Here is a 14,116-nt window from a genome sequence, read left to right on the forward strand (position 1 = left end):
GGAGGGCGCACCGTCCGCCGCCGGCACCGCCCTCCCCCGCTCAGTCACCGAGCCCGGTCACTCCGCCCTCGCGCTCCCCCGGCCGCGGGGCCGCGCTTCCGGCGAGGCCGTGCGACGAGAACGCGTGGCTCCCGGCCCCTCGCACCCGGGGCGCGCCCCACCCGGACGCGTGCCACCGATCGCGGTGCGGAGATCACGGGAATCACGGGAATTACGAGGATCACGGGGATCACGGAGATACGGAATCCGCGCGCCCGGCCGGTGTCCGGCCGAACTCGGCCGGCGCGGGGACCCGCCACCGGTACCGGAGGCCTGCGTGCGCCGCCGGCGGCGCGGGGACGTCTCGCGCCGTACGGACGCCGCCTCCCCGGAAGGCATGGCCCCCTCCCCGCTCTCCGGGTTCTCCGGGTTCTCCGGGTTCTCCGGCTCCCGTACGCCCGGCGCCCCGGTACCCTCCCCCGCGCCGGTCCCGGTGGCCGGGTCGGCGGCGGCCGGGTCGCCGTGGTCCGTCTTCCCGTGGCTCTCGCGTTCCGCCCGCAGGCACCGGCGGATCGATTCCGGGTCGAGGCCCTCGTTGCAGGCCTGGTGCAGCAGACGGGCGAAGAGGTAGTCGGGGTCGGCGCCCAGGGCCATGGCAAGCGCCTCCCTGGCCTCCAGTTCGTCGCCGGTGGACCACGCGACCCAGCCGGCGAGCGTCAGGGGCGCCGCGGCGTGTTCGCCGTACGAACCGACACAGCGGCGCGCCAGGGCCCGCCACAGCCGGAGCGCGGGACCTGCTTCCTCGCCCTCCATCCACGCGGCCGCGCGGTCCCGGGTCGTCCGGTCCTGCAGACCGAGGATCAGCGTCGCCGCCTCGTCGTGCCGGAGCAGTTCGTCGTCCCGCAGATCCGCCGGGAGCATGCCGGGCACGGGCGGGACGCCGGCGAGCCGGCCCATGATCTGCTCGGCCAGTTCCAGCGTCCGCTCGGCGACCTGACGTCGGCCCGCCGCGTCGAGGATCCTGGGGATCAGCGCCTTGCTGGCGGCGTCCAGGGCGGCCTCCTGTCCGAGGGCGGCGGCGTTCTCCCGCGGGAGGAACCTCGCCCTCAACTCCCGCAGTGTGCCCCGGACCTGAAGCCCGGCGTAGGTCGCGGCGGCGGCCAGCACCGAGGTGCCGGGCAGCCCCATCGGCACCCCCTCCGGCGGACAGCACGCCTCGTCGTCACAGCAGTACGACCAGAAGCGGCCGTCCGACAGGCACAGGGCCTCCACCACGGGAACGTCGAGGGCACCGCACTCCACGCGCAGCGCATGAGCGAGCGGGCCCAACCGCTCCTTGACCTGCGCTCCGGGGGCCTGCACTCCGGGTTCCCGGCTGCCCGGTTCCTGGCAGAGGAAGACAACCATCTGCTCGGGCTTGGCACCCCGGCGCTCGCTGCCCGTCACCAGCCCCTGGGCCAGTTGCCGGGCGGCCGCGGGCCAGTCGTCCCTGTTCGCGGGGATGCCGAGCCGGGCGCGACCGCCGAACCGGCTCCGTCCGTCCTTGTCGTACAGGGCGACCAGGACGATGCTGTCCTCGGGCCGGTAGCCGAGGAGGTAGGGCAGTGCGTCGGCGAGTTCGGCGGGGGTCCGCAGCGTGACCTGCTGCGCCTCGCCGTGGTCGCCGTAGGCGGTGCAGGCGATGTCCTTCGCACGTCGTGGGTGCGTGTGCTCACCGTCGTGCGCCCTCTGCGGTGGGAGCCCGGCGGGGCGGGCGACCCCCTCGGGGTCCGGAAGGCCGGCGTACTCGTCCCGCTTCCGCCCGGCGATGTCGTCGTTCTCGGGGGATTCGTTCGTTTCGCTGCGGTTCGTCATGAGAAGAAGATTTCGCGGATCGGGAAAGCCTGCTCGCCCTGTGGACAACTTTCGCCGGGAACACGTCATGCACCCCACATGACCTGCACTTTCGCTTCCAGGGCGGCCCGATTACCACATAAGCTCCCTCCTCTCGCCGCCCCACACCTCCGCCCGGCTGTCCTTGCCGTCCTGTTGTATGGGACTCATGGAGCACACGAACAACACGGATCTCCGGACGGCGGCGGACGCCGTTCTCGCCCGGCTCGTCGGGGACGCCTCGGGAGAAGCCCGGCTGCGCGAGGACCAGTGGCGAGCGATCGAGGCGCTGGTCGCCGACAAGCGCCGGGCCCTGGTCGTCCAGCGCACGGGCTGGGGCAAGTCCGCGGTCTACTTCGTGGCCACGTCCCTGCTGCGGGCCCGGGGCAGCGGCCCCACCGTGATCGTCTCCCCCCTCCTGGCGCTGATGCGCAACCAGGTCGAGGCCGCGGCCAGAGCCGGTGTCCACGCCCGCACCATCAACTCCTCCAACAGCGAGGAGTGGGACACCATCCAGACCGAGATCGCCGCGGGCACGGTCGATGTCCTGCTGGTGAGTCCCGAACGGCTGAACAACCCCGACTTCCGTGATCACGTGCTGCCCAGACTCTCCGCCGCGACCGGACTCCTCGTGGTGGACGAGGCGCACTGCATCTCCGACTGGGGCCACGACTTCCGCCCCGACTACCGCAGGCTGCGCACCATGCTCACCGACCTCCCACCCGGCGTGCCCGTCCTGGCCACCACCGCCACCGCCAACGCCCGGGTGACCGCCGACGTCGCGGAGCAACTCGGCACGGGAGGCACCTCGGACGCCCTGGTGCTGCGGGGTCCGCTGGACCGGGAGAGCCTGAGCCTGAGTGTGCTGCGCCTGCCGGACGCCGCGCACCGGATGGCCTGGCTCGCCGATCATCTCGACGAACTGCCGGGCTCCGGGATCGTCTACACCCTCACCGTGGCGGCCTCCGAGGAGGTGACCGCCTTCCTGCGGCAGCGCGGCCACACCGTCGCCTCGTACACCGGCAAGACGGAGAACGCGGAGCGGCAACAGGCGGAGGAGGACCTGCTCGCCAACAAGGTGAAGGCCCTGGTCGCCACCTCCGCCCTCGGTATGGGTTTCGACAAGCCGGACCTGGGATTCGTGGTCCACCTCGGCTCACCGTCCTCTCCCATCTCCTACTACCAGCAGGTCGGCCGCGCCGGCCGTGGAGTGCGCCACGCCGAAGTCCTGCTCCTTCCGGGCAAGGAGGACGAGGCGATCTGGACGTACTTCGCGTCCCTCGCCTTCCCCCCGGAGGAACTGGTGCGCCGCACACTCGACGTCCTCGCCCACGCGGACCGGCCCATGTCGCTGCCCGCCCTCGAACCCCTGGTCGAACTGCGCCGCTCCCGGCTGGAGACCATGCTCAAGGTCCTCGACGTGGACGGGGCGGTCAGGCGGGTCAAGGGCGGCTGGATCGCGACCGGTCAGCCCTGGACGTACGACGCCGAACGGTACGCGTGGGTGGCCCGCCAGCGGGGGGCCGAACAGCAGGCGATGCGTGAGTACGCGACGACCGCGGACTGCCGGATGGAGTTCCTGCAGCGCCAGTTGGACGACACGGGCGCGAAACCCTGTGGCCGCTGCGACAACTGCGCGGGCGCGCGCTACCTCCCCGAGGCCTCTCCCACCGCACTGGAGGCGGCCCGCGTGGATCTCGGCCGGGCGGGGGTGGAGGTGGAACCGCGGCGCATGTGGCCCACCGGGCTTCCGGCGATCGGCATGGACCTCAAGGGACGCATCCCGGCCGGGGAACAGAGCGCTCAGGGCCGGGCGTTGGGGCGCCTGTCGGACATCGGCTGGGGCAACCGGCTGCGTCCGCTGTTCGCGCCCCAGGCCCCGGACGGGCCCGTGCCCGACGACGTGGCGAAGGCCGTGGTGGAGGTGCTGGCCGACTGGGCCAAGGGGCCCGGCGGCTGGGCGTCGGGGGCGCCGGACGCCCAGCCCCGGCCGGTCGGTGTGGTCACCCTCCCCTCCCGCACCCGTCCCGCCCTGATCCGCTCGCTGGGAGCGCACATCGCGGAGGTCGGACGCCTGCCCCTGCTGGGTTCCGTGCAGTACACGGACGAGGCCCGGCCGGCCTCCCGGAGCAACAGCGCGCAGCGCCTGAAGGCCCTCGACGGGGCGCTGGCCGTCCCCTCCCCTCTCGCCGCGGCCCTCGCCGAGGCCCGGGGACCGGTGCTTCTGGTGGACGACCACACGGAGACGGGCTGGACCCTCGCGGTCACGGCACGCCTGCTCCGGCGGGCCGGCGCCGAGGGGGTGCTGCCCCTGGTACTGGCCGTACAGGGCTGACGCCCCGCGGGGGACCGCGCCCGGCGCACCGGGCAGGGATATAAGCCGCCGACCATGAGATACCGGTCTCCCCGCGTGATTGCTCGTTGCCGCATCCAGGTTCGACGGGAAGAATCGAGGTCCGCACCCGCACGGTTCTTCCGCCGATCAGGTTGGGCTCTGTTGCGTGCGCGCTCCCCGAAATCCGCCCCCGCCCGCAGTCCGGGCGTAGCCGAAGGGAGGACCGTGACCTTCGGATTCGCTTCGTCCTCGGCCGCATCACCGTCGACGTCCGCCACTCGTGTACTCGAACCCGCCGAGTGGGCTGCCGCGGGAATTCCGCTGCTGCGCAACCCGCGTGAGGTCGTCAGCGGTCTGCACGCCCGGCATCGCCCCGGGCCGACGACCGCGGTCGTCGCCGTGCTCGACGCGGACGAGCGACTGCGGGCGAGCGCTTCGTTCACCCGCCGTCCCGCCTCGGCGGCGGACGGCTGGATGTTCCGCAACGCGCTGCTGTCCCAGTTGCGCCGGATCATCCCGCACGATCTGCGGCGCCGTACCCCGGTGCGTACCGCCGTGTTGCTCTACTGCCGTGACGGCGACGCGCGTTGGACGGAGGAGGACGGCGCGTGGATGTGGGGGCTGCGGGACGCCTGCACGCTGCACGGGCTGCGCTGCGGGGCGTACATCACGCTGACCCGTGACGGCTGGCAGGTGCTCGGCGAGGGGCGCGGTGGGCGCCGGCCCACCGCCGACTCGGCGCCCGAGCCGTTCGCCACGGCCGAGGCACCACCGCGAATACCGCGCACCGGCGGTGTCGCGTCCGAGGTCCTGCGCCGCGCGGCGGCACGCTGAGGGCCGACGGCGCCCCCGGAACCGGGACCTGGCGCCCGTACCGACGGGCGCCAGGGCGTAGGCTCAGACGCCCGCGTCCATCACCGAGTTGATCCGCTTCGGGTCACCGCAGACGATCAGCAGAGCGGTGGCTTTGGCGTGGGCGGCGGACAGGGCCGACGCGGTCACCGCCTCGGAGCCGCCGTTGACGGCGACCACGACGACGGGCCGCGCCCCGGCACGCTCCGCACCGGCGACGTCCGTGTGGAAGACGTCGTCACCGGCGTCGTGCAGAGCCCAGTAGGACGCTTCGCCGAAGGACAGCTCGTGGGTGGCCCACGGATGCGGCTCACCGGTGGTGATCACCAGCACGTCGCCCGGGGCACGGCCCGAGTCCAGCAGCAGGTCCACGGCTTCCTCGGCGGCGTCGAGCGCCCCCTGGACCGAGGCCGGAATGAGCTGGATCTGGGTGCCGTCCGCGGCAGCGGCGGCCGGCTGCGGGACAGCCTGCTTCGAAGGGACGGGTTTGGCCGCCGCAGTGGCTTCACGCGGCGTGCGTTGCGCCGGGGGCGCCGGCCGGGCCGGGCCGGGACGACCAGGACGCGGCGGGGCCACAGGGCGGGGACCGGGTACGGGGCGGGGGGTCGGCGCGGTACGGCTGCTGGCCGAAGTGACGCGGGGACCCTGGGCACTCTCGTGAATCTGAGGCTCCTCGGGAATGAGAGGCATGGGCTGATTTTTATCAAACATTGGTACGGCTCGCGACGCCGGGTGGCACATGAGTGCGAACGGAACCGTCAGAAGTCGAAGCCGAGCTGGCCCTCGACCTCCGGAACGCTTCCGTCCGCCCGACTGCGGACCTTCTTGAGATGCCGCCACTGGGGCAGCGCATCAAGATACGCCCACGACAACCGGTGGTAGGGAGTGGGTCCCCGGACCTCCAGCGCGGCCCTGTGCACGGGTGACGGATACCCGGCGTTGTCCGCAAAACCGAAGTCTGCATGGTCGGCACCCAGTTCGGCCATCATTTTGTCACGGTGCACCTTGGCGATCACCGAGGCCGCCGCGACCGCCACGCACGACTGATCACCCTTGATCACGGTGCGGACCCGCCAGGGCGCCCCGAGATAGTCGTGCTTGCCGTCGAGGATCACCGCGTCGGGCCGGACCGGCAGCGCCTCGAGCGCGCGTACCGCCGCCAGCCGCAGCGCGGCCGTCATCCCCAGCTGATCGATCTCCTCGTGGGACGCGTGTCCCAGGGCGTACGACGTCACCCAACTCCTCAGCGTCCGGTCGAGTTCGGCGCGCCGCTTGACGGTGAGGAGCTTGGAGTCGGTGAGACCTTCGGGGGGCCGACGCAGTCCGGTGATCGCCGCGCAGACGGTGACGGGACCGGCCCAGGCGCCGCGCCCCACCTCGTCGACACCTGCGACGATCTTCGCCCCGGTGGTGGCGCGCAGAGAGCGCTCGACGGTGTGAGTCGGTGGTTCGTACGGCATGGCGCCCTCAGCGTACGCCGCCCGGAACGGCCCGCGACACCCAGGTTCCCCGAACGACGTCACGGTCCACGACGACCCGGCTCGGGAGCCTCTCGGCACGCGGGGAATCGCATGCGTGAATCACCGGGCGTGGGACGTCCAGCCCGGCAACGCCTCGACCCGCTCGGTCCACCCGGAAGGCGGCACCCCGGCCTTCCCCGCCGCGACCACCCCGCCCACGATGGCGCACGTCGTGTCCATGTCTCCGCCCGCCTGGACCGTCGTCCAGAACGCCTGCTCGTAGTCGCTCAGGGACCGCGCGGCCGACCACAGCGCGAAGGGCACGGTGTCGTGGGCCGTCGTACGCCGCCCGCAGCCGAGGACGGCGGCGACGGTGGCCACATCGCCGAAGTCGAGCATGTCCCGGGCCCTGCGCAGCCCCGCACCGACCGCGCTCCTCTTGGGCACCAGTGCGACGACCCCGTCGAGGAGGGCTTCCGGTGCGGGCGTCCCCCCGGGGGCGGCGGCGAGCGCGGCTGCCGCGGCGACGGCCATCGCGCCGACCACGGCCTCACGGTGCTGGTGGGTCGGGTAGGCCGAGATCTCGGCCTGGTGGACGGCCTGCTCCGGATCGTCCGCGTACCAGGCACCCAGCGGTGCGATGCGCATCGCCGCCCCGTTGCCCCAGGAACCCTGACCGTTGAAGAGCCCGGCGGCGAGCTCCCGCCAGTCGCCGCCCTCACGGACCAGCCGCAGCAGCCGGCCGACCGCGGGCCCGTAGCCGCGGTCGAAGTCGTGGCGCCCGGCGAAGGACTGCGCGAGGGCCTCCTGATCGATCCGCCGGTGAGCGGCCAGGACGGCGACGACCGAGCAGGCCATCTCCGTGTCGTCCGTCCACTGCCAGCGGCCCGGGGGCAGCTCACGGCTCATGAGCAGCGGATAGTTCCCCGGGACGAAGAACTGCGAGCCCAGCGCGTCCCCCACCGACAGTCCGCGCAGGCTGGCCAGGGCGCGGTCCAGGCGCCCGGCGAAGGAGAGGTCAGCGGTCATCGCCCTGCCACCCTATCCGGTGATCCCGTACGGTTCCGGCACCCGCCAGCGTTCGAAAGGCCGGTCGAGCGTGTACTTTCCGTTCTCGCCCAGGAGGAGCATCCGCGTCTCGGCGTTCTCCGGGTTCGACAGGGATTCGAACTCCGCCACGGTCCAGTGGAACCACCGCATGCAGAACAGCCGCATGGCCAGACCGTGCGTCACGATGAGGACGTTCGGCGGATGGTCGGGGGCGTCGAAGCTGCGGAAGAGGCTCTCCAGGAAGCCGTCGACCCGGTCGTAGACGTCGGCGCCGGACTCCCCCTGGGCGAAGCGGAAGAAGAAGTGGCCGTACGCGTCCCGGCGTTCCTTCTGCAGGCGTACGTCCTTCTGGTCCTGCCAGTTTCCCCAGTCCTGCTCGCGCAGTCTCGGCTCCTCACGCACACGTATGAGCTCCGGGTCGAGCCCGAAGGCGTCCAGCGTCTGGTGCGTGCGACGGTAGGGGGACACGTACACGCTGACGCGCTCGCGGCCGAACAGGTCGCGCAACCGCTTACCCGTCTCCTCCGCCTGCCGCCGGCCCCGCTCGGTCAGGGCCAGCGCGTGATCGGGTTCGCGTTCATAAACGGAGTCGTCAACATTGCCCGTTGATTCACCGTGCCGGACAAGGACGATGCGCCGTGGTCGTGCCATGCCGAAACCCTAGAACGGGTGACGACCGGCCGAGCACCCGTACGCACCCGGTACGGCACAGGTCACACATTTCCTGCCCCACGGACAGCCCCACGATCCGCGCCCCACGCGGCACACAAGCCGCATGACTCACACATGCCACATATAGGGCGACGCGCTCGGTGCGCGTGGGCGTGGGCGTCAGACCGTCCAGACCGGCTCCATGTCGACGACGTCCCCCGTCAGGGCCGCTATGTCGGCCTCCGTCTGTGCCCTCAGGGCGAGACGCTCCACCCGCTCGGTGCGGTACTTGCCGTGCTCGGCCGCGGACCACCACATCGACAGCACCAGGAACTCGCTGCCGGGGGCCTCACCGAACAGGCCTCGGACCATGCCGGGCGAGCCCGCCATCGCCGGGTTCCAGACCTTCTCGTGCATCAGCACGAAGTGCTCCGCCCGCTCCTCGTGGACCCGGCACAGCGCCACTCTCAGCAGGTCCACGTCCGTGAAACGCGGCTCGAAGCCCGTCTTCACGTCGAAGCGGTGGTCGAAGAGCCGGACCTGGGCGTCCTTGAAGGTGCCCGCCTGGGCCGAGGCGAGCCGATCGTGGGAACGCGCCATGAACGAGTCGTAGAAGGCACGGCTCTCCCAGAAGGAGAAGATGTGCGCCACATCCTGCCGTGCCCGGCTCCATCCTCCGCCCTGTCCGCGAAATCCCGGCTCCCCCAGAAGCCCCGCCCACTTCCGCTGTCCCCGTTCGAACCCCCGGCGGTCCACCACGGTGCAGCGAATCCACTTGACCAGCACCGCGCCATCGTAAGGCCGCGGAGCGTGGCGTCGGTCACCCTCGTCCGGACTGCTTCACCTCACTTACCCGGCCGAACATGACAGGATGGACAACCTGCCGGAGCCATCCGGCAGTTGGGCTGAAAGGGCAGGATGGTCGCGCAGGAAAGGGGACATGGGTGACCGGCGTCAACAAGGGCATCGACAAGGTCGAGATCGCGCTGAGGTGGGACCCGAGTCCCACGGGACAACCGTCCACCGATCTCGATCTCGTCGCCGCGCCCTACCCGGCAAGCGATCCACACGGCGATCCCTCCTATGTGGTGCACTTCGACAGCCGCTCCCCCGACGGCACCATCACACTGAACCGGGACAGCAGGGACGGCTTGGGCTTCGGCTTCGACGAGGTCATGACGCTGGAGCTGAACCGGCTCGACCCGCGGTACGCGCGCGTGGTGGTCGGCGTCGTCATCCAGCAGCACCAGGCGCGGCGGACCTTCTCCGGCGTGGCGCACCCCGGTCTGCGCATCCGCCAGGGGTACACCGTCCTGGCCGAGGACGACTTCGGCGGTGTCCCGGGAGCCACGGCGGCCGTCATCGCCGAGTTCACCCGGAACGACAGCGGCGCATGGGACTTCCACCCCGGCGTCGAGGGCTTCCTCGACGACCCGGTGACGTTCACCCGTGCGATGGGGACGATCCGCCGGGCGTGACCCGCGCCCGCAGCGGCTCGGCCGCCCGCGGGCTCGGGAACCATCGGGGAAGCGGCGGAGACTAGAGACAGCGGAGCGGGGCACCGGCCCATGGGCCGGTGCCCCGCTCCCGCACTCCGCACCGCTCAGTCACCGGACGGACGCACCGGTGCCGGCGGTGTCGGGCCCGGTGTCAGCTGCATCCGCTGGTCGAGCCGCAGCCCTCGCAGATGTAGCAGGAGCCGGCCCGCTGCATCTTCGTGCCGCAGGAGAAGCAGAGCGGAGCGTCGGCCTGGATGCCCAACTGCATCTCGACCAGCTCGGCGCTGGTGTGCGCCTGCTGCGGGGCCGGCTTGACCGCCTCGGTCTCGGCCTTCGGCGTGGCGACCGCCTTCAGCTCCTGGGTCCGCGGCGCGGACTGGGCCAGGCCCTCGACGTCGAGATCGAGATCGGCGTCGTCGAGGGACTGCTCGTAGGAGCCGGTCTCGAGGTGGCGCTGACGCTCCTCGGCGGAGTGGATGCCGAGCGCGGAGCGCGTCTCGAAGGGCAGGAAGTCCAGTGCCAGCCTGCGGAAGATGTAGTCGACGATGGACTGCGCCATCCGCACGTCCGGGTCGTCCGTCATGCCGGCCGGCTCGAAACGCATGTTGGTGAACTTCGAGACGTACGTCTCCAGCGGGACGCCGTACTGGAGGCCGACGGACACCGCGATGGAGAAGGCGTCCATCATGCCCGCGAGGGTCGAGCCCTGCTTGGACATCTTCAGGAACACCTCGCCGAGCCCGTCGTCCGGGTAGGAATTGGCCGTCATGTAGCCCTCGGCGCCCCCGACGGTGAAGGAGGTGGTGATGCCGGGACGCCCCTTCGGGAGACGCTTGCGGACCGGGCGGTACTCGACCACCTTCTCGACCGCGGCGCGGATCGTCTCCTCGGCCTTCTCCGTGACCTCGGCCTTCTCCTTCTCCTTGGTCTTCGCGGAGAGCGGCTGGCCCACCTTGCAGTTGTCGCGGTAGATGGCGAGCGCCTTGACGCCCAGCTTCCACGCCTCGAAGTAGATCTCCTCGACCTCTTCGACGGTCGCCGTCTCCGGCATGTTGACCGTCTTGGAGATCGCGCCGGAGATCCAGGGCTGGATCGCGGCCATCATGCGGACATGGCCCATCGGGGAGATGGCGCGCTCGCCCATGGCGCAGTCGAACACCTCGTAGTGCTCGTGCTTGAGGCCGGGGGCGTCGATCACATTGCCGTGGTCGGAGATGTGGGCGACGATCCCCTCGATCTGCTCCTCCTGGTAGCCCAGGCGGCGCAGGGCCTGCGGGACGGTGCCGTTGACGATCTGCATCGAACCGCCGCCGACGAGCTTCTTGAACTTGACCAGGGCGAGGTCGGGTTCGACACCGGTGGTGTCGCAGGACATCGCCAGGCCGATGGTGCCGGTCGGGGCGAGCACGGACGCCTGGGAGTTGCGGAAGCCGTTCTTGTCCCCGAGGCGCACCACGTCCTGCCATGCCTCGGTGGCGGCGGCCCACACCGGGCTGTCCAGGTCGTCCATGCGCACGGCCGCGCCGTTGGCGTCGAAGTGCTGCTTCATGACGCGCTGGTGGGCGTCGGCGTTACGGGCGTAGCCGTCGTACGGGCCGACCACCGCGGCCAGTTCCGCGGAACGCCGGTAGGCCGTGCCGGTCATCAGCGAGGTGATCGCACCCGCGAGGGCACGGCCGCCGTCCGAGTCGTAGGCGTGACCGGTGGCCATCAGCAGGGCGCCGAGGTTGGCGTAGCCGATGCCGAGCTGGCGGAACGCGCGCGTGTTCTCGCCGATCTTCTGGGTCGGGAAGTCCGCGAAGCAGATCGAGATGTCCATCGCGGTGATGACCAGCTCGACGACCTTCTGGAAGCGCTCGGCCTCGAAGGACTGGGTGCCCTTGCCGTCGTCCTTGAGGAACTTCATCAGGTTCAGCGAGGCCAGGTTGCAGGACGTGTTGTCCAGGTGCATGTACTCGCTGCACGGGTTCGACGCGGTGATCCGGCCGGACTCGGGGCAGGTGTGCCAGTTGTTGATCGTGTCGTCGTACTGGATGCCCGGGTCGGCGCAGGCCCAGGCGGCCTCGGCGATCTTGCGGAAGAGCGTCTTGGCGTCGACCTCCTCGATGACCTCGCCGGTCATCCTGGCCCGGAGACCGAACTGGCCGCCCTGCTGGACCGCGTTCATGAACTCGTCGTTCACGCGGACCGAGTTGTTGGCGTTCTGGTACTGGACGGAGGCGATGTCGTCGCCGCCCAGGTCCATGTCGAAGCCCGCGTCACGCAGGACGCGGATCTTCTCCTCTTCCTTGACCTTCGTCTCGATGAACCCCTCGATGTCGGGGTGGTCCACGTCGAGGACGACCATCTTGGCGGCCCGGCGGGTGGCACCGCCGGACTTGATGGTGCCGGCGGACGCGTCGGCGCCGCGCATGAAGGAGACCGGACCCGAGGCGTTGCCGCCGGAGGACAGCAGCTCCTTGGAGGAGCGGATGCGGGAGAGGTTCAGGCCGGCGCCGGAGCCGCCCTTGAAGATCATGCCCTCCTCCTTGTACCAGTCGAGGATCGACTCCATGGAGTCGTCGACGGACAGGATGAAGCAGGCGGAGACCTGCTGCGGCTGGGGCGTGCCGACGTTGAACCAGACAGGGCTGTTGAAGCTGAAGATCTGGTGCAGAAGGGCGTAGGCCAGCTCGTGCTCGAAGATCTCGGCGTCGGCGGGCGACGCGAAGTACTTGTGGTCCTCGCCCGCCTTCCGGTACGTCTTCACGATGCGGTCGATCAGCTGCTTGAGGCCGGTCTCGCGCTGCGGGGTGCCCACAGCACCGCGGAAGTACTTGCTGGTGACGATGTTGACCGCGTTCACCGACCAGAATTCGGGGAACTCGACGCCGCGCTGCTCGAAGTTGACCGAGCCGTCGCGCCAGTTGGTCATGACGACGTCACGGCGCTCCCAGACCACCTCGTCGTAAGGGTGGACCCCGGGAGTGGTGTGGATGCGCTCGACCCGCAGTCCCTTGCCGGCCTTGGTGCTCTTGGCCCGGGAACTCCGTGTCGGACCGCTCGCCGTCTCTGTCATGCCGCCTCCCTGTACGGGCTAAAACGCCCTGAAGTGCCCCGATGTTCCGGTGGCACGGTATTTGTCCGACGCCGCGGGCGCCCCACTGGCATCACCCGCAACAGATTTCCTCGTCGCCGCCGTCCGGCCGCACCCGGCCGGGACCGCCGGTCAGTCGGCGGCCGGAGCGGGTTCCGGGACCTGGACAGTCCCTCCGGACCCGCTGCCGTCTTCCTGGCCCCCCACGACAGCCCCTTCGCGGTCTTCGTCGTCCGCGCCGGAGTGCCCCACCTGCCTGAGTTCCGCGATCGCGGCCTCGAAGTCCTCCAACGACTCGAACGCCCGGTAGACAGACGCGAACCGCAGATAGGCGACGAGGTCGAGTTCCTGCAGCGGACCGAGTATGGCCAGCCCCACGTCATGGGTGGTCAGCTCGGCGCTCCCGGTGGCCCGCACCGCTTCCTCGACCCGCTGGCCGAGCTGCGCGAGCGCGTCCTCGGTGACGGGACGCCCCTGGCACGCCTTGCGCACACCGTTGATGACCTTGGTGCGGCTGAACGGCTCGGTGACTCCGGACCGCTTGACCACCATGAGCGAGCACGTCTCCACGGTCGTGAAACGACGGGAGCAGTCAGGGCACTGGCGGCGCCTGCGGATCGACGTGCCGTCGTCGGTCGTACGACTGTCGACGACCCGGCTGTCGGAGTGCCTGCAGAAGGGGCAGTGCATGAAATCCCAACCCTCCCTCACGGCAGACTCCATGGCCCCACAAGGCCTGTCCGGCCCCACGAAGCTGCTCCAGCATAAGCGATCTCCGAGGGCCTCAAGACCCGGGGACCACAACTTCTGGGTAGCGAGTGCAATCCAACCACTAGATGTGGGGATTGGCTCATACATGCACTCCCGTACGCGTGTCACTCGAATCCGGGCAACCGACGCCCGACCGGACCCTCCCGCAGGCGTCCGCACGGCCCCCGCACGACCCCCGCACGGCCTCACGACGACCCCCGTGCGGGCCACCGCACCCCAGGCCGCGCGGGAGCCTTCGGCGGGCCCCCGCGCGGGGCGCCTTCCCCGCCGCCGGGGCTCGCAGTCGTGTGCCGCCGCGACACACGGGGAGATGTCGCGCACACGGAAGGGAGAGCGCGTACGGCTCCCGAAGAGAGCCGGGGCCGCCCCCGTGCCGCGAGACACCCGGTGGCAGACTGGCCCGACGACCGGGAGACCGCCGTCCCGGCGGCGAGAAGCGCGACCGGGAAGCACACCCGGGGCGCGCCCGTCCGACAAGAAGCATTGCCGCCAATACACCTCAGCACGCGACCGCATAACGTAATTCGCGATTTTTCACTCGAACGTGTGTTTGGCGCAACCTTTCGAAAGC

11 protein-coding genes are annotated in these 14,116 nt (G+C 70.7%); 3 read left to right on the forward strand and 8 right to left on the reverse strand.

The window, feature by feature from the left end; genetic code table 11:
• Window positions 1–57: 57 nt before the first annotated feature.
• Window positions 58–1,833, reverse strand: coding sequence for a DUF4192 domain-containing protein (locus PYS65_RS09550; RefSeq protein WP_279333425.1), 1,776 nt, complete (start codon window positions 1,831–1,833; stop codon window positions 58–60).
• Window positions 1,834–2,020: 187 nt separating this feature from the next.
• Between PYS65_RS09550 and PYS65_RS09555 the strand changes: the two genes are divergently transcribed.
• Both PYS65_RS09555 and PYS65_RS09560 read left to right on the forward strand, forming a co-directional pair.
• Entirely contained in the window at window positions 2,021–4,186 is a 2,166-nt protein-coding gene (locus PYS65_RS09555) for a RecQ family ATP-dependent DNA helicase (RefSeq protein ID WP_279333426.1), read from the forward strand.
• Window positions 4,187–4,411: 225 nt separating this feature from the next.
• Entirely contained in the window at window positions 4,412–5,020 is a 609-nt protein-coding gene (locus tag PYS65_RS09560; protein ID WP_279333427.1) for a hypothetical protein, read from the forward strand.
• Window positions 5,021–5,083: 63 nt separating this feature from the next.
• Here PYS65_RS09560 and PYS65_RS09565 read toward each other — a convergent pair whose 3' ends face one another.
• From PYS65_RS09565 to PYS65_RS09585, 5 genes are all read right to left on the reverse strand, one after another.
• Window positions 5,084–5,728 (reverse strand): hypothetical protein, encoded by a 645-nt coding sequence (locus PYS65_RS09565; RefSeq protein WP_279333428.1) that lies wholly within the window; start codon window positions 5,726–5,728, stop codon window positions 5,084–5,086.
• A 68-nt stretch (window positions 5,729–5,796) separates the two neighbouring features.
• The gene (locus tag PYS65_RS09570) at window positions 5,797–6,498 is read right to left on the reverse strand and encodes a ribonuclease HII (protein ID WP_279333429.1); all 702 of its coding nucleotides are present in this window, start codon (window positions 6,496–6,498) and stop codon (window positions 5,797–5,799) included.
• Window positions 6,499–6,618: 120 nt separating this feature from the next.
• Window positions 6,619–7,527 (reverse strand): ADP-ribosylglycohydrolase family protein, encoded by a 909-nt coding sequence (locus tag PYS65_RS09575; RefSeq protein WP_279333430.1) that lies wholly within the window; start codon window positions 7,525–7,527, stop codon window positions 6,619–6,621.
• A gap of 12 nt (window positions 7,528–7,539) precedes the next feature.
• Window positions 7,540–8,199, reverse strand: coding sequence for a histidine phosphatase family protein (locus PYS65_RS09580; protein WP_279333431.1), 660 nt, complete (start codon window positions 8,197–8,199; stop codon window positions 7,540–7,542).
• A 180-nt stretch (window positions 8,200–8,379) separates the two neighbouring features.
• Window positions 8,380–8,985 carry a DUF4937 domain-containing protein gene (locus PYS65_RS09585; RefSeq protein ID WP_279333432.1) on the reverse strand — a complete coding sequence of 202 codons (606 nt, stop codon included), beginning with the start codon at window positions 8,983–8,985 and terminating at the stop codon, window positions 8,380–8,382.
• A 158-nt stretch (window positions 8,986–9,143) separates the two neighbouring features.
• On the opposite strand from PYS65_RS09585, the gene PYS65_RS09590 reads away from it, so the two are divergent.
• The gene (locus tag PYS65_RS09590) at window positions 9,144–9,677 is read left to right on the forward strand and encodes a TerD family protein (RefSeq protein WP_279333433.1); all 534 of its coding nucleotides are present in this window, start codon (window positions 9,144–9,146) and stop codon (window positions 9,675–9,677) included.
• A gap of 172 nt (window positions 9,678–9,849) precedes the next feature.
• Here PYS65_RS09590 and PYS65_RS09595 read toward each other — a convergent pair whose 3' ends face one another.
• Window positions 9,850–12,756: a vitamin B12-dependent ribonucleotide reductase gene (locus PYS65_RS09595; RefSeq protein ID WP_279333434.1), complete on the reverse strand. Its 2,907-nt coding sequence runs from the start codon at window positions 12,754–12,756 to the stop codon at window positions 9,850–9,852.
• Between the two features lie 150 nt (window positions 12,757–12,906).
• Window positions 12,907–13,464, reverse strand: a complete 558-nt coding sequence (gene nrdR / locus PYS65_RS09600; RefSeq protein WP_279333435.1) for a transcriptional regulator NrdR — start codon at window positions 13,462–13,464, stop codon at window positions 12,907–12,909.
• Window positions 13,465–14,116 lie beyond the last annotated feature (652 nt).

The sequence above is a fragment of the Streptomyces cathayae genome (assembly GCF_029760955.1).
Taxonomy (GTDB): Bacteria; Actinomycetota; Actinomycetes; order Streptomycetales; family Streptomycetaceae; genus Streptomyces; species Streptomyces cathayae.